Annotated in this window: 11 protein-coding genes and 3 pseudogenes; 2 read left to right on the forward strand and 12 right to left on the reverse strand. The window is 45.6% G+C overall.

Features of this window, described 5'->3' with window-relative positions; all coding sequences use genetic code 11:
* Positions 1–126, forward strand: a pseudogene (locus ST42_RS14255) (IS982 family transposase); the annotation flags it as partial.
* A gap of 246 nt (positions 127–372) precedes the next feature.
* On the opposite strand, the gene ST42_RS05345 reads toward ST42_RS14255, so the two are convergent.
* Positions 373–2,223 carry a hypothetical protein gene (locus ST42_RS05345; protein ID WP_044072712.1) on the reverse strand — a complete coding sequence of 617 codons (1,851 nt, stop codon included), beginning with the start codon at positions 2,221–2,223 and terminating at the stop codon, positions 373–375.
* A gap of 79 nt (positions 2,224–2,302) precedes the next feature.
* Positions 2,303–4,045 carry a hypothetical protein gene (locus ST42_RS05350; protein WP_156139300.1) on the reverse strand — a complete coding sequence of 581 codons (1,743 nt, stop codon included), beginning with the start codon at positions 4,043–4,045 and terminating at the stop codon, positions 2,303–2,305.
* A 1,051-nt stretch (positions 4,046–5,096) separates the two neighbouring features.
* Here ST42_RS05350 and ST42_RS14260 point away from each other — a divergent pair.
* Positions 5,097–5,273: pseudogene (locus ST42_RS14260) on the forward strand (IS982 family transposase); the annotation flags it as partial.
* A gap of 672 nt (positions 5,274–5,945) precedes the next feature.
* Here the strand turns inward: ST42_RS14260 and ST42_RS05355 are convergent.
* The 10 genes and pseudogenes from ST42_RS05355 to ST42_RS14265 all read right to left on the reverse strand — a co-directional run.
* The gene (locus tag ST42_RS05355) at positions 5,946–7,397 is read right to left on the reverse strand and encodes a tetratricopeptide repeat protein (RefSeq protein ID WP_044072715.1); all 1,452 of its coding nucleotides are present in this window, start codon (positions 7,395–7,397) and stop codon (positions 5,946–5,948) included.
* Between the two features lie 145 nt (positions 7,398–7,542).
* A complete protein-coding gene (locus ST42_RS05360; protein ID WP_044065745.1) occupies positions 7,543–8,502 on the reverse strand; it encodes a PstS family phosphate ABC transporter substrate-binding protein in 960 nt (319 codons plus the stop codon).
* Between the two features lie 167 nt (positions 8,503–8,669).
* Complete coding sequence (locus ST42_RS05365; RefSeq protein ID WP_042520136.1) at positions 8,670–9,500, reverse strand: energy transducer TonB; 831 nt, start codon at positions 9,498–9,500, stop codon at positions 8,670–8,672.
* A 41-nt stretch (positions 9,501–9,541) separates the two neighbouring features.
* A complete protein-coding gene (locus ST42_RS05370; protein ID WP_042520135.1) occupies positions 9,542–10,186 on the reverse strand; it encodes an ExbD/TolR family protein in 645 nt (214 codons plus the stop codon).
* Position 10,187: 1 nt separating this feature from the next.
* Positions 10,188–10,811: an ExbD/TolR family protein gene (locus tag ST42_RS05375; protein WP_044072716.1), complete on the reverse strand. Its 624-nt coding sequence runs from the start codon at positions 10,809–10,811 to the stop codon at positions 10,188–10,190.
* Between the two features lie 34 nt (positions 10,812–10,845).
* Entirely contained in the window at positions 10,846–11,685 is an 840-nt protein-coding gene (locus tag ST42_RS05380) for a MotA/TolQ/ExbB proton channel family protein (protein WP_022316311.1), read from the reverse strand.
* Positions 11,686–11,971: 286 nt separating this feature from the next.
* Complete coding sequence (locus ST42_RS05385) at positions 11,972–13,165, reverse strand: pyridoxal phosphate-dependent aminotransferase (RefSeq protein WP_044072717.1); 1,194 nt, start codon at positions 13,163–13,165, stop codon at positions 11,972–11,974.
* Positions 13,166–13,364: 199 nt separating this feature from the next.
* The gene (locus ST42_RS05390) at positions 13,365–14,573 is read right to left on the reverse strand and encodes a bifunctional 3,4-dihydroxy-2-butanone-4-phosphate synthase/GTP cyclohydrolase II (protein WP_022316313.1); all 1,209 of its coding nucleotides are present in this window, start codon (positions 14,571–14,573) and stop codon (positions 13,365–13,367) included.
* Positions 14,574–14,633: 60 nt separating this feature from the next.
* Positions 14,634–16,550 (reverse strand): LptF/LptG family permease, encoded by a 1,917-nt coding sequence (locus ST42_RS05395; protein ID WP_044072718.1) that lies wholly within the window; start codon positions 16,548–16,550, stop codon positions 14,634–14,636.
* Between the two features lie 184 nt (positions 16,551–16,734).
* A pseudogene (locus ST42_RS14265) lies at positions 16,735–16,847 on the reverse strand (ISAon1 family transposase); the annotation flags it as partial.

Here is a 16,847-nt window from a genome sequence, read left to right on the forward strand (position 1 = left end):
AAGCAGCTCTCATATAACCGCTTTGTTGAACTCGAGTCCAGAGTCGCGGTTGAGATGATGCTGTTCCTCCAACTGTTTTGCTTTGGCAGATGCACGGGTATAAGTTTCATTGACAGTACATGCATTCTCAAGGCAACGAGGCTCCTTTCGAATCAAAAGGAAAAGGTAGCCACAAGGTTTGGGTAAAAACTGGCTGGCAGCAATAAGGATCGGTAAGGCAAAGCATTGAGTACGTTATTTTATATATAAAGATAAGTGTCTATATATAACGCAAGTGGAAGAAATCGAACATCGCAACACAAAAAAAGCTTAATCGGAAAAAATTCCAATTAAGCCCTTTGCTGTTCTTCTCGTTAAAAGCCTATTGCTGTCTTATTTCTTCGCAACCTTAACAGTCTTGCCCGAAGCATACTTCACAATGTTCAAACCTCTCTGCATAGAGCTGAGACGCTGACCCTGAGCATCGTATACTGCAACCGGCACATCAGTCTTGCCTTCATTGTTGTTGATGGTAGAGATACCAGTGCTATAGCCCTCAACATTTGCCTTGGCGGCATTTGCGATAGTGCCATCGGCATTGAGCAACAAGGCAACAACGCGCATCTTTGAAGTGTCCTGAATTAGCGACTCTCCCGAAGTGTTGACAACCTTTGCAGTCTCAAACTCACCCTCTACCTCTATCGGCTCGTCAGTCTTGATTGTTGCTGGCAGCGACACAAGTCCACTTGTAAGACGACTTGTTGCCACTACAACATCATCGAAATGAAGACCTGGGATAACAGAATTTCCTGCAAAGAACGGATCTGCTTCAGGCGAAGGCATTGATCCGACATTGTCTTCTGTATAATAGTTATGCTGCTCCCATGTAGAACCTGTTCCATGAAGGTCATCGGCTACGAGCACAAACTCAACCTTATACTTATCAGCATCTGTCAAATCCTCAAGGAATACGAATGTTGCCTTAGTGGCTATCTTCTTCATGTCATCCTTATAACTTGCCTCAACAGCAACTGATGCAGGAGCAAACTTCTTAGCCTGTGCCTTCCAAATATCCTCAATGCCGAGGCCGGAATTTGAGACTCCGACATAAGGATCAAGAGCAGCATTAAACGAACGGTCCATATCCGCTGTTGGGAATCCAGGCACACTTGACGGGAAGTTAGTAGAAGACATCACCTCCATTGCATCGTCGTTATGATAAGAAAGCCCGATAAAGTCGGGATGATACTTGTTCATAAGTTTCAAGGCAACATATCCACGCGGACACCATCCGCACCATGTACCAGTATATTCCTCCATTACAGGATTGTGCTTTGGCATAACGTTGGCCACCACAAACTTACCCTCATTGGCAACAGCCTCGCTATTAGCCTCGCCATTCACCTTGTCAACAGTAAACTTAAGTGGATAGGTACCCTTTGCAGCTATCTCACTGAGCTTAATGGTCACATCAGTTGAAGCGTTGTAGATAGCTGGCAGCGGCTTGTCAAGCTCCACCAAACCCGAACCATTCACGTCGCCTGCCGTATAACTGTAGCTGAACGACTTAACGCCATTATAACCATGGTTCCTTATACTAAGAGTAACATCGGTGGTTGTGTTCACCAGTCCATACACCGTTCCTATCTCAGAGATATTGGCAGCATTGGCCTCAAAGCCAGAAATGTCAACCTCAAGAGCCGAAGAACCAAAATCCGACTTATCCTTCCATTTCTTGTAAGTACGCGATGTATGGAGGAAGAATCCTGCATCACTCTTATCCCCAACCAAAACCACTGGATATTTGGTGGTAGAGCTTGTCGCATCCACGTTGAACGAATAGCCCACATACAGTGTGTCGCTATCGATAGTGTAAGGAGTGGCAAGAGTGGCAGAAGCTGTATTGCCATCAAACGTAGCATCGAGACTCATCACATCGGGCACATTCTTCTTGCTCTCAACCGTGAGCTTCTTGCTAATCCACACCTTCACGTTGCTTATATTGTCGCTACTCTGGAACGGAGCGCGTATAGCCTCTATCTTCTTACCCTTTAGACTCTTGTCGGCAAGCATCACAGCCACATCATAGTTCTCCTTCTTCTGTGTGCCATAAGCCACCAACGACGACGAACCCATATTGCCACTGAATACAATCTTGCCGTTGTCAGCATAAGCAGAGTCACAGAATCCTGACAAAGCCGCCACAAGCAGAATGGAATTGAGTATACATTTGTTATTCTTCATAACCTTCGTGTTTTTTTATTATTACAGAATTTCCCATTTATGTTAAAAGGCTCTTCTCATTATTTTTATTCTGTCAATCTTACTTCTTGACAACCTTCACAGTCTTCTGTGTGCCGTCTGCCATCTTCATGGTCTTGAGGTATACACCACTAGCAAGGTTGCTTACACGACGACCGCTAAGATCACTGAAGCTTACGCTTGTCACGTTGCCATTGTCGGCAGTCATGCCCTTGATAGCTGTCTCAACAGGAGTGAAGTTGCCTTCATCATCAATCTCATACTCTACAAGATTTGACTTGTAAACCTTGTCACCATCCTTATAGAAAGTCTGAATACCAAGCTTTGTGAATCCAGTCATGTAGAAGTACAATGTGTGCATGTTACCATTTGCAATAAAGTCAAACGAATTGTCTGAGAAGTAATACGGGATATCGGTGATCTCCTCAGAAATATTCGTATACTCATCTGGATATGCTGTAAACAAATCGCCATCGAAGTATAAATTATAGTAGAGCTTTTGGGCATCAAGCAAGTTGCCGTCAACCGAATTCTTGTCAAACCAGAACTGGAGCACACCACAACCTTGGGCCTCATCGAATGGCACGAACTGCAGCAAGACAGGATCCTTAGGACTTCCAGGAACCTCTACCCACGGCTCCATCTGCGGAGCCCCATAAGATATAGTTGGGTATACAGAATTCATACCTTTGTTAACATCAAACATACCATCCGACTTCAATGTCTTGGCAACGGCGTCATAATCAAACGATATAGACTTCTCGAAGTAGAAGCTGTCAACTTCCACTCCATACAATTCGTTCCAAATCTTCTTACTACCCAAAGGAGCGAAGAAGGAATGTATCTGCTCCACTGGGTCTACACCCATGTAGATCTTACCCTCGAAGACAGCCTTGTCACCATCAATCTTACCCTTTGCCCAATTATCCGGAGCGTTTTCTGAAAGATTGCCAAGATACAGATCCTTGCCATCAATAGCCAAATTGATAATGCGAGCGTCGTCCTGACCATCATTATTGATGAATCTAACCTGATACTTCGAAACTTCGGCTGAAGCTGGAGGAACACTTGCTGTCTCTTTCATCTTGCTCCATACCTGATAGTAGTCGGCGTATCCACACCAACCGCCATCGTCGGCACATAGTGCAAGATAAACATTATTATCGTGGTTGTCTACACGGATGAGTGAGTCGTTGCGGAGCACGTAGCTCATAGTCTGAGATGTAGGATCAGGAACAAAAGAGCTGCCCTCTTGATTCATCACAGCTCGATAAGCATAGAAATATTCCTTCTCGCCTGTAGGATTGCCATTAGCATCAATAGCGTCCTGGGCATAATATTTCTGAGGAAAATCAAACTTGATGGTGTCACCCTCAGCCTTATAGCCCTTTATCCAAGAGCCAGATGGTATTGTGCAGATAGCATTCTGGATATATACTTCTCCGTTGCTACCCTCAACATAACGCTCTACTGTGCCATCCAAAGTTATATGGAATACATATCCGAACATTACCAAGTAACCCTCACTCGTACCATATAGATTGTCATGCAATGTGCCAGCCGGCTGCTCAGTAATGAGTTCCGACTCGCTTGCAGCCTTGCACACACGTGCAAGAAGAGTTGTCTGATTGCTTACCGTAGGCATAATAAAATTCATTGGCTGGCCTGCCGGCTTCTTGATGTTAGGCTGATATCTCAGCGAACTGTTGGCAAACGGTCCGTTTGCCTGAACTTTTGCGTGGGGTTGTGCAAAAGACGCTGTAGCAAACAAAGCTGCTACTAACGCTGTGAAGATTTTTTTCATAAGCGACATTAATTTAGTTAACAAATGTACAGACTATCCGTATAGGGAACCCTGTACTTATCTTTTTCTCGGTTGCAAATGTAGTAAATATATATTAACCTGCAAGCTTTTTAATAATTTTCTTTCGTTTTATCGTTATTTTCTTTGTTTTGCTTACTTTTTTATACTATATACACATTAATAAACTATCCTCACATTATTTAATATAAGCAAAAATTTATCAATACAAGCCAAAGCACAAGTAAAATAATATAAGTTAAAAACTTGCCAGATTAAACAAAAAGTCTTACCTTGCAAAACGTTTAAGAAAACAACATTCTTATGCCGTTTTCTTAATTACACATAACAATGCGCTTGTGACGGAATTGGTTGACGCGATAGACTTAGGATATAGTGTCTGAGCCGAGCGGCCCAGGATTTTGCCATGTCGAAGAATTCACTTATCTTAGTGTTGCAAAACAAACAAGAGAATTCAACGATAGACATGGCAAAAATACATATTAAATCTGAGAAACTCACTCCTTTTGGAGGAATGTTTTCGGATCATGGAGCAATTTGACTCCACATTGTCATCTGTAATCGATTCTACATTGGTCTAAGGTTTAGATTGTTCCATTTCATGGCACGTTTTCTCGCCATGGCATAACTCGAGCAAGCTCGGTTCTGCTCATTTGGCTTAACGAAAACGTTCGGTTATCGGTACAGCGAAATCATCTTGCCATATCCGATGCTTGACATCTTTCCCACATAGTATTATATTTCCATTTGTCATACAGGTAAGCAAAGACAAAGGATAGTACGGCAATAACTGCCAAAACTTTTTTGTTACTTTTGATATTCATAATATTCATAATATTTAATCCTAATTTTGCCAATAATTTAATTCTTTTAGTCGTAGCCGGGAAGGCTCATCTAAATGCGTGCAACCATTGAAAGCGTAATCTTCTATACCCCAGTCCGGGATAAGGAATAGTTTATAAAAAAGTTGGTAGTCTCACAAATATTTTGTACCTTTATAGGTGAAAATCAATTAGTTACAAAAACATTTGATATGACTACCGATTACAAAGTTACAGAATTATTTTGTATTATAGACGAGTTTTGCAAACATTTTGATGCAGAAAATGCAGGAAATCTACTTGAAGACAATAGCGGAGTCAAGCGTAGACGTCGCCAAGCGTCGTTGTCCGACAGTGAAATCATGACCATTTTGTTGCATTTCCCATATTGTATAAGACACTCGGTTATCCCGAACTGGGGTAATATCATATAGGCAAATAAACTGGTCACCTATCGTATTGTTGTAATACGTAGCTTTACACCACTTGTCTATTCATTTTGCACCTATACTTCGGCTTGTGTTGTCTTTTGTTGTAGCGTATCGCTATGCTTGTGTATATGGTTTTTCCTCAGAAATAGTGTCATAGTATCATTCCGGGCTCTAATGAATACCCTAAGATGCTGTAGGCCAACGACTTGGTTCAATGATACTTTTCTGAATGTTTTACATAAAAGTGTCATTTAAGTATCATTTAAGTATCATGCCTTTTCAACGCAAAGGCGGAGATTTTTATCGGTTCAAAAGCATTGATTTATCATCGAAACATCATGCGTTTTCAACCGAAAGGAGTCTGTTCTGACGCTAATTGTTTCACTCCTTTACTTAAGTATTCATTCCATAAATCATTTGGGCACTGTTCTGCCAATGTTTGTGCCCATTAGGGGCAAGCAGCGTGCCCCTAATGGGCAAGCACAGTGCCCCACATGGGCAAGCACCTTGCCCCATTTGAGCAAGCGTTCTTCTCATTTTTTTGTGAATAGATAAAGAAAATTAAACCCCAAACGATATAATTACCGTCTGGGGTTTAATCATTAGATTTTATTTATAAGAAATCCTTTCTTAGTATGTAGCGAGAACCTGCTTTGCTGTCGGGTTCTCCGGGTCGATCTGGATCAGCTTCTCGAAGAATGGCTTGGCAGCAGCGCTGTCGTTCTTGATCTTGTAGAAGTAGATGCCGAGGTATGTGTAAGCCTCAGTGATGCGAGCCTTGTCAGAATCGTCCTTCACACCCTTCTCCTCAATCAGCTTGGCGAGCTTGTCGTAGTAAGGTCTTGCCAGACCCTTTGTCTGATTAGCGTCGATAAGACCGAGAGTACGTGCTGCCATGAAGTTGCAGAAGTCAGCATTGCTTGGATATTTCTCGCTCATCTGGTTGTAGATCTCAACAGCCTTCTTCACAGATGCCTCCTGGGCAGCTCCAGTCTGGTTGGCAGCCTGGTTGCGGTAGATGTTGGCAAGACCGTTGTAGTCGTTGATGCCTACATTTGGGTTAAGAGTGAGATACTGCTCATAGAGTTCCAAAGACTTTGCGAAGTCACCCTTTGCTTTGTAAGCGTCAGAGAGGTTTTTGATGACTGCTGCCTTCTGAGCGTCTTCTTTGCATTCAGCAAGCTGCTTGTTGTAGTATTCGATGGCTGTGTCATACTGCTTCAGAGCGCTGTATGTCAGTCCGGCGTATTTGTAGTCGTTTGCTGTGAGGTCTACAGAGTCGCTCTTGTTGAACAGGGCGTCAACATACTTTGCAGCCTCGTCATACTGCTTCAGCTCGAAAGAGTTGTAGAGAGCCAGACGGTTGTAGCCGGAGTTGCGTGGGTTCTTTGAAAGACCGTAAACGGCGAGTTCCTTTGAAACATCATTCTTCTGGTTTGCGAATGCAGCCAGTGCATACTCTGTAAGGTAGCTTGGCTCGTGGTCGTAGAGCTTGGCAGGTGTCACCTTGCTATAGTAGTCGAGCACCTTCTGCATATACTTGCCGTTCTTCTTTGCAGCCTCATAGTAGATGTGGGCTGCCTCAGCGTCAACAGGGAAGTTCGCATCGAGTGTGCGAACCTTCTCCAGCTGCTCTACAGCCATGTCTGGAGACACACCACGCATAACGCGGGCATATTTTACGTAAGCGCTGATGTTGTTTGGCTCAGCATAGTAAGCGTTCTGATACATGGCAGCAGCAGCGCCTGGGTCATCGTTGAAGTAAGCCAAGTCGCCGAGGAGCACGAAACCGTCGCCCACCTTGCCGGTCTTTGCCTTGTTTGTCAACTCAACAGCCATCTCGCCGTATTTGCGGGTGTTGGCTGTGTCCTTTACGTCGAGATAAGCACGACCGATGGCTGCAAGAGCCTTGGCGTCTTTCTTGTTCTCTTTCACCGCTGCCTTCACGATAGATGCCACAGCAGCCTTGTCCTTGTTGGTCTTGATGGCGTTGACAGCGTCCTTGACGCTTGTCTGTGCCATAGCAGAGCCGCTGAATACTGTCATCAGCGCTCCCATGAATAGATATTTTATTGCTTTCATAATTCTCTTGTTTTTAAGATAGTGATTGATGATCGTTCTTTTCTATTAGTCTCTTTTTTTTGCGTATGCAAAGATACTTATTTTTATTTATCTAACACTTATCCTCTTGATAAATTGCATTGTAAGAGAAAATATTCTTGTTCTTTTAATCATCATTAACTTGAACGCTGCGCCATTCCAGGTCTCCGCGATAGGGGAGGAGAGCAGATTTCAGGATAATCTTCTGTCCCTGTGGCGACTGCATGAAGTTTGCCACGCCAACGGGCAGTCCATGGAACGGGTCGGCAAGCAGTGCGTAAATCGTTCTTGCGAACGGATATCTGCCATCGAGCAGGTATAGCTGGTATGGTTTCCAACTGTTCATCTCCGTAGCCTTCTCCATCTGGCATACCGACATAACCGTGATGTTCTTCTTGAATGTCACGTTTGTAGTGTCTCGCTTGTCGTTGAGCCAGTTGCTGCCGATGATGCCGATGGCGTTAGGAGTTTTCTCAACATATTTGATGACCTCAGCACTTGTGTTCACGGCCGAGATGTTAGGACTGTTGATAGGTTTGCCGCCAAGGATAGAATCTACTGCCCATCTCACGGCTGCCGACTGCTTGTTGTCGAACACCACGTCGATGGTTCCGAATTTCGAACCCTTGTTTATCTGGTTCCACTTTGTTGCCTGTCCGGAGAGGATTCTCTTGATGTCCTTCACCGTTATGCAGGAGTCAACATTGTTCTTGTTTATGATGAACGCCAGTCCGTCGTAGCCAAGCGGGAAATAACGTGGCTGTATCTTCATGCTCTTGAAATATTCGAGCTGTTTCTTAGACAGGTTCCTTGCCGTTATGATGAGATGCACGTCCTGTTTCATCAGTGCGTTGAAGGCATCAATCTCATTTGTGTATTTCGCTGTGACATGAGCGTCAGGATACATGGCATGGAATACGGCAAGCTCTTCCTCCACGATAGGGCTGAAGCTCTCATCGCACATCAATGTCATTTTGCCTGACGAGTAGGTGTCAGTTCTTGCATTCTTGGACTTTTGCCCTGAACATGCGCAGAAAACCAATAATGCAACCATCATTGTAAGAAATGTGTAAGTCGTTCGCTTCATGATAATTCTTGTTTAGAGACAGCCCCGTTGTTCTTGGAGCCACTTGTTTTATAAATTATTCTGTTAGGATATTTCTCTGTATGTCAGAGAAAAAAAAGAAGAGCAGAAGCCACCTTCTATAAGGCAATTCCTCTACTCTTCTTGTTAGATATCTCGTCTATGTGAGATTACTGAAGGCGGAATGTTACAGGTACGGTAAATCTTGAACGTACCGCCTGGCCATTCTGCTTACCAGGAATCCACTTAGGCATGCTGCTGATTACGCGCTGTGCCTCCTTGTCGAGTGATGGGTCAACACCACGAACGACCTTAACCTGTGATACAGAACCGTCTCTCTCTACGACGAACTGTACAACTACACGACCCGAAATACCATTCTCAGCAGCAACTACTGGATACTTGATATGATCAGCGAGCCATCCGTTTACAGATCCGCCAGGGAATTGAGGCTGCTGCTCTACCACCTCGAAGATCTTGTTCTGCTCCTCCTCATGCTTTGGAGGTTCTGGAGCTGCAATATCCTCAACGGCCTTGAGCACTGTACCACCTGCCTCGTCGTTACCCTTAACGTCGAAAGCACCGATAGCAGTCTTGGTTTCCTTCAACTCATCCTGAGTCTTCATTTCCTCCTCAGGTTTAACCTCAGAGTCCTTCTTGATGACAGGAGGTGTAAAGGCGATAGAAGACTTAACCTTCTCTACCTTCTGCACCTGCTCCACCTTAGGAGTCTCGGTCTTCTTCTCAACCTTGGCCTCCTTCTTTGCCTCAAGGAGAGATGCCTCCATTTCAGCCTCGAACTTAGCCTTCTGAGCTTCCTGATATGAGTTATAAGCTGCAAGTCCTAAATATGCAACCGCTGCGACGGCAGCAACGAATATCATTGAAACGATATTACGCTTGCTTGTACCTCTACGCAGTTGGTAAGCACCATAGACCTTATTACGACCTTGGAAGACTATGTCAGCCCATTCATTTGATATAAGATCAATTTTTGCCATTTTCTTTAAAATGTTTAATTTTAGAAAACTATCAACATCGTTTACTTAACGCCGGCTGCCTTCAGAAGGCGCATGTCGTCGTCGTTTACTTTGTCGATAACGTACTTACCTATTGCACAAATCTGCATTTCATCGAGAGCATCTACAAGGTTCTTATAGGATGCAGTATCCAAAGCCTTGATGATGATTGTCAGTGCAGGAACCTTACCTGTTTCCAGTTCACCCTTCTTGATCTTGTCAAGTTTGGCGTTGTAAACAGAGTCGCTCATGCTCTTGTCCTTTGCACGCTCTGAATCGAGAAGTTTCTTTGCTGCCATGATGTTCTTGACAGGTGTGTAACCCCCCTCAGTCCTGTGGTTGATCAAGACGCTGCGGATACCGTCAGCACCCCATGTTGTCTTCTTCAGACATGCAGGGTTGTCATACTGTGGAATACCGTCTACGTGATAGATCTGGTCGTTGCCTGCAAGGTACAGAGTCAGAGTCTGTGACGCCTTGGTAGCAGAACGGTCCTGCTCGTTCACGTTCTTATCATTACTTGGCATGGTGAGCTGCATTGACTGAGGCTTGCTCAGAGAAGTACAGAGCATGAAGAAGGTGATAAGAAGCATCATCATATCCACCATAGGGGTGAAGTCGACGCGGGTCTCGGCTTTTTTCTGTCTTGAACCTTTTTTCTTTGCCATATTATTCAGCCTCCTCCTTCTTTAATGTAGTGATAAGATAATAACGGTTCTCACTCATGTCCTGAAGCTCAGACATCATCTTCTTTACAACCTTGTATGGAGTTGCGGCGTCAGCCTTGATAGCAACCTTCATCTTGTCGCCAAAAGAAGAGTTGCGTGCGGCGTCTACCCAGCACTGGAATTCACTCATGCCTCCGTTGATGGAGTCAGTAGGAATACCCATTTCCTTCTGAAGATTGTTGACGTCTCCTGCTTCATGCTTGAGAACATCAGACATTTTATTCATAGGCATACCGAAGGAAGCGAGTCCAATGAAGTTCTTCTCCTGCATAGCAGAGAGAGAGAGTCCTGAGAACTTGCTCTTGAATCCTTCGAGCATCTCCTGCATATATCCTGGCTTGTCAAGTCCGATAAAGATCTTACCATCCTTGTCAACGATAATCTGCAGAACTTCTGTTTCTGGAACCTTGATCTCTGACACTGAGCCCGGCGCATTCACCTTCACTGCCTCATTCTTCACGAACGTTGACGTCAACATGAAGAAGGTAAGCAGAAGGACCATAACGTCAGACATAGGGGTCATATCTATCCAGACGTCGGCTTTCTTAATCTTTATCTTACCCATAATGAATAAAGTTTTAAAGGGTTAGTAATAAAGATTAAGCCTCTTCTGTATGGTTAGCTTCGTATGTCTTTGCGATAGTGTAACCAACCTCGTCAAGAGCGTAAGTGAGCTTATCGATCTTGTTTGAGTAGTAGTTATAAGCAACAACGGCGCACCATGAAGTCAAAATACCAGAAGCAGTGTTGACGAGGGCCTCAGAAATACCGGTAGAGAGCTCGAGAGAGTCACCACCACCACCGGCTGCAAGAGCGGCGAACGACTTGATCATACCCACAACGGTACCGAACAGAGCGGTAAGAGTACCAAGTGTTACGAGAGTTGCCAGAATTGGCATGTTCATCTGAAGAGTAGGCATCTCAAGCTGAACAGCCTCCTCGTGAGCCTGCTGGATCTTAGAAACCTTCTGCTCCTTCTTCAAACCTGGAGTATTCTCCATCTCTGAGTAAGCCTTCAAAGAAGCTGTAACAACGTTACCTACAACACCCTGCTGCTTGTCGCAAAGCTGCTGAGCCTTAGCCATATCGCCGGCTGAAACTGCTGCCTTAACGTTAGCAACGAACTTAACGAGGCTGCTCTTGCCGTTTGCAGTGCGGAGAGCCAGACCACGCTCTACTGAAAGTGCGATCACAGTGAAGAGAAGTGTGATGATGACAGGAACGACGATACCTCCCTTGTAGATAGTACCGAGCAAGTTGCCTGGAAGTGGAGCGTTTGCGTTGTCGCCACCCTGGAAGTTACCTGGGTTACCGAGAACGAACTCGTAGAAGCATACACCTGCGATGAAGCAGAGTACGATGATCCAAAACGCTGCGCGAACGCCCTGAAAGCCCTGCTTCTTAGCCTTGGCTGGGGCTTTTGTCTGTGAATTTGCCATAATTTTGTTGAATTTGATTTTTAAGTTATTAATAAATTTAAGTTATATTCTCGATTAGCGCCTTTTGAAGGCTGATTTAAAGTTTGTCTCGAAGGTCAACATAGTGATTTATGCACTTCTTATCCGTGCAAAGATAGTAATTTAATATTGACTTTGATAAAAAGTTAAATCATTTTAACTACCTTGATGCGATTTTTTTCCTTTCAGAGTGCTTTTCTATATGCTTCGAGTGTTTTTATCCGCAATATTTTCCATCAGCGCATCATAAAGACACGCTGTTCGTCTGTCATGCCAGCAGCGCCAATGTGTCCTTGATGCGTTTCATCGCCTCGCGGATATTGTCGTCGCTTGTGGCATAGCTCATGCGGAAGCAGTATGGGTCGCCGAATGCGTCGCCGCCCACTGTTGCCACGTGGCCCACTTCGAGCAGGAACATGGCGAGATCCGTTGAGTTTTCTATCTTCTTCCCGTTGTAGCTCTTGCCGAAGAAGCTGCTGCATTTAGGGAACAGGTAGAAGGCGCCTTCCGGTTTGTTCACTTCCAGTCCCGGTATGTCCTTGGCGAGTTCCACGATAAGGTCACGGCGTCTTTCAAACGCTTTCCTCATTGTCTCCACGCATTCCTGCGATGTGGTATAGGCAGCCTCTGCCGCTTTCTGGCTCACTGAGCAAGGGCCGCTCGTATACTGTCCCTGCAGCTTGTTGCATCCTTTCACTATCCATTCCGGAGCTGCTATGAATCCTATTCTCCATCCTGTCATGGCGTATGCCTTAGACACTCCGTTCACGATTATCGTTCGCTCTCTCATTCCCTCTATGTGGGCGATGCTGCTGTGCTTGCCCACGTAGTTGATGTGTTCGTAGATCTCGTCGGCGAGCACATACAGTCCTTCATGTCTTTTTATCACCTCAGCAAGTCCTCTGAGTTCTTCTTCAGAGTACACGCTGCCTGTAGGGTTGCTTGGCGAGCACAGGATGAGCATCCTTGTCTTTGGCGTTATGGCAGCTTCGAGCTGCTCCGGTGTCATCTTGAAGTTCTGTTCGAATCCGGCTTCAACGATAACCGGTTCTCCTCCGGCAAGTTTCACCATCTGCGGATAGCTCACCCAGTATGGAGCAGGGATTATCACCTCGTCTCCATCATTTACGAGTGCCATCACCGTGTTGCACACACTCTGCTTGGCACCGTTAGACACGAGAATCTCGTTTGTTGAGTATTCCAGTCCGTTTTCCTTCTTCAGCTTTTCGACGATAGCCTTTCTCAGTTCGATATATCCCGGCACTGGCGAGTATCTCGAGTAGTTCTCGTCGATAGCTTTCTTGGCCGCCTCCTTGATATGGTCAGGTGTGTTGAAGTCCGGTTCTCCCACGCTCATGTTGATAACGTCGATACCTTGCGCTTTCATTTCTCCGCTTTTCTGCGACATCGCTAATGTAGCCGAAGGAGCGAGCCTGTTCAGGCGGTCTGATAATTTTGTCATATAAGATGTGTTATGTGTTTATATTTGTTGCAAAAGTATATTATTTTCTTCTCTTTAACGAATAATTCTCACTTTTATTTTGTAATATGTGTTAAGTAATAGCAACAAGGGCTGTTTCATAGAACAATATGTCTAAGAAACAGCCCTTTGCCGTGTATGTAATGTCTTGTTATTTCATTCTCCGGTCCCTATATATATATTATAGGTGAAGGTTGTGTCCCATGCGCAGCTTTTTGGTCTGGAGATATTTGTAGTCGTATTCGTTAGGTGCGATTTCGATTGGTATGTTCTCCACGATTTCCAGTCCGTAAGCCTCAAGTCCCACTCTCTTTGTAGGGTTGTTGGTGAGGAGTCTCATCTTGCTCACTCCGAGCTGTCTGAGAATCTGCGCTCCGCATCCGTAGTCTCTCTCGTCCGGCTTGAATCCCAGGTGTATGTTTGCCTCTACTGTGTCGAGACCTTTCTCCTGCAGTTTGTATGCGGCAATCTTGTTCATCAGTCCGATGCCTCTACCTTCCTGCTGCATGTATACCACTACGCCCTTTCCTTCTTTTTCTATCATCTCCATCGACTTGTGGAGCTGTTCGCCGCAGTCGCATCTCTTGCTTCCGAAGATGTCGCCGGTAGAGCATGAGGAGTGAACTCTGACGAGGATAGGTTCGTTTGGCTCCCAGCTTCCCTTGATGAGTGCCATGTGTTCCATTCCGTTGCTTGTCTGGCGGAACGGCACGAGTCTGAAGTGTCCGTATGCCGTCGGCATGTCCACTTCTTCTCCTTTTTCCACGAGCACCTCATTCTTGAGTCTGTATGCTATCATGTCTTTGATGGAAATCGTCTTCAGACCGTATTCCTTGCCGAACTCCAGCAGCTGTGGCAGTCTTGCCATCGTGCCGTCTTCGTTCATAATCTCCATCAGTGCACCGGCAGGGTAGAGTCCTGCCATGCGGCAGAGGTCGATGGCGGCTTCGGTGTGACCGCTTCTTCTGAGCACTCCGTTGTCCTGTGCATAGAGCGGGTTCACGTGTCCTGGCCTGCCGAAGGTTGTCGGTTTGGAACTTGGGTCGGCGAGAGCCTTTATAGTCTCTGCTCTGTCGTGTGCGGATACTCCTGTGGAGCATCCTTCCAGCTTGTCCACCGTCACTGTGAACGGCGTGCCGAGCATAGAGGTGTTGTCAGACACCTGGTGTGGCAGGTCGAGTTCCTTGCATCTCGACATAGTGATGGGCACGCAGAGCACGCCTCTGGCATGCTTGAGCATGAAGTTCACTTTCTCGGCGTCGATCTTCTCGGCTGCGATGATGAGGTCGCCCTCGTTTTCGCGGTCCTCGTCATCCACTACGATAACGAATTTGCCTTCTTTGATGTCTTCGATGGCCTCTTCTACGGTATTGAGCTTTAAATTCTCCATTGTGATTGTTACCTTATTATATAATATATAAATTTCTTTGTATGTAAATTCTCCTTTTTGTCATCTTGCCGTCGGCTCCTCTTTCATTTCAGTGAGCCTGTCTGTCATCAATTTGTTGGTCTCGCTGATTTTCTTGAGGTCTCTCATCAGTCTCAGTCTGAATCTCCACATCCTGAAGAAGAAGAACAGACCTGCCGGCACGATTATGGCGGCGGTGATGTTCAGCCATTTCCACTCGAACGGTCTTGTGTGTGATTTCACCATTATCACGGGATATTCGTTCAGACAGTTTATCACCTTTCTGTCTTTTGAGTTCGAAAGGTCTGCAATGGTGCTTTCGAGCAGTTCGCCGATGCGCTCCATCTCGTGGTCCGGCTGATATTTGAAGAACACGTTGATGAAGTTTGGCGGAGATTTCAGCTTGTGTGTTGTGGCATACTGTTTTATCTCCTTGGTTATCTGTTCGATGTTCTGCCGGTCTTTCTCATAGTCGGGAGTCTCTATTATCACCGTCTTTCTCGTTATGCTCCTCTTCGTTCTCAGTCCGAGCAGCTTTGCCGCCACCTTCTTGTATGCGTCGATGTTGAACACCACGGAGTCATTGTTCGCCTTATAGGTGAAGAATATGGCGAGCGGTGTCAGTACGGCTGTCGCTATGCTCTTTCCGAACCATACCGCCCACATGCCGCCGCGCGCCATTCTGTATCCGGTATTGTCGAAGATATAATATACGATGAATACGAGCACCGAGATGATTACCGGCACTCCGAGTCCGCCCTTTCTGATGATTGCTCCCAACGGGGCACCGATGAAGAAGAATATGATGCACGACAGGGCGAGCGTGAATTTGTTTATCGCCTCTATCTTGTGCTGGCGCAGCAGCTTGTCGCCGTCGCCCGTCACCATTGCCTTGAACTGCAGTTCGTTCATGTTGTTCTGCACCGTCGACATGGCGTTGTTCACAGCCCTCAGCTTGTTGTCAGCCGTTAGCGATTCGAATTTCTTCTTCACGTTGAACTTTCCGCTCTCCACTTCTTTCTTTATCCTCATGGAGTCGCTTCTCGAAATCTTCTGGCTGCCCAGGAGCATGAATCGGGCGTCTTTGTAGAATGCACGTCCGATGCTGTCATATTCATGACTTATCGAGTCCATATCGTGGCTTATCTGGGATATGCTCTTTGCCTTGGCATTGTTGGAAAGCGAACTTGCGTCGGCAAGGTTGAATCCGTTGTCGAAGTCGAGTACGATTTTCTTGGAGATGAACGTCTCCCGTCTGTATGGCACGTTGGCGCTGCCCGTGACGTCAGACGACTTCATGTTTTCAAACCACTCTCCGCTATGCAGCGTCAGCACGAGGTGCTTCTTCTCTGCCGTAGACTGCAGCATGCCCGAGTCGGCGAGTATTATCGCTGCATCCTCGAAACTGTCGGTCATGCGGTAAATCATTATGCCATAGAGCATTCCGGAGTTAAGGTCCTTCTTCTGCACATACAGGTTGCAGTTCGGTATTCCGTCGTAGAACACGCCTTCCGGTATTTCCAGTTCCGGACTCTTCTGCTTCATCGACATCAGCAACTGAGCGAACTGCATGTTGGCGCTTGGTGCCACCACATCCTGGAAGTAGAACGACACTCCGGATATTATCAGTGTTATGGCTATCAGCGACCTGAAAGCCTGCATCAGCGATATTCCGGCAGCCTTGATGGCAGTAAGCTCACTGCTCTCGCCGAGGTTTCCGAAGGTTATCAGCGACGACAGCAGGATGGCCAACGGCAAAGCCTGCGGCACGAGAATCAGACTCATATACCAGAAGAACTGCGCCATAACCTCCACCGACAATCCCTTGCCGATGAGTTCATCGACATATCTCCATAGAAACTGCATCATCAGCACGAACTGGCAGATGAAGAATGTTCCGATGAAGAGCATTCCGAATTGTCTGGATATGAAGATGTCTAATTTCTTTATTCTAAGCATTGTCTTGTGGTATCATAGGGCGTAATTGCCCAATAACGGTGCAAAAATACTACAAAAAATCGGAAGTCAGAAAATATTTCCTTCTATTTACCAAGTTTTGAGTATTTCAACATTTCCCGATGCGTTATTTGTGTTATAATCAGTGGATAAGTCATGTAGCAGCGGATATGGGCTCAGTGGAAATTTAGTGGGGATAAGCATAAATCTTTGCAAGTCGATACAGAAAGAACTTTTCATCAACGATGCCCCTTAGTGATGCTCTGAAAGCTTTGATTTTTGCATTAAAGGATTCAGCTG

Origin of the sequence: Prevotella pectinovora, from assembly GCF_000834015.1 — a bacterium.
GTDB lineage: Bacteria > Bacteroidota > Bacteroidia > Bacteroidales > Bacteroidaceae > Prevotella > Prevotella pectinovora.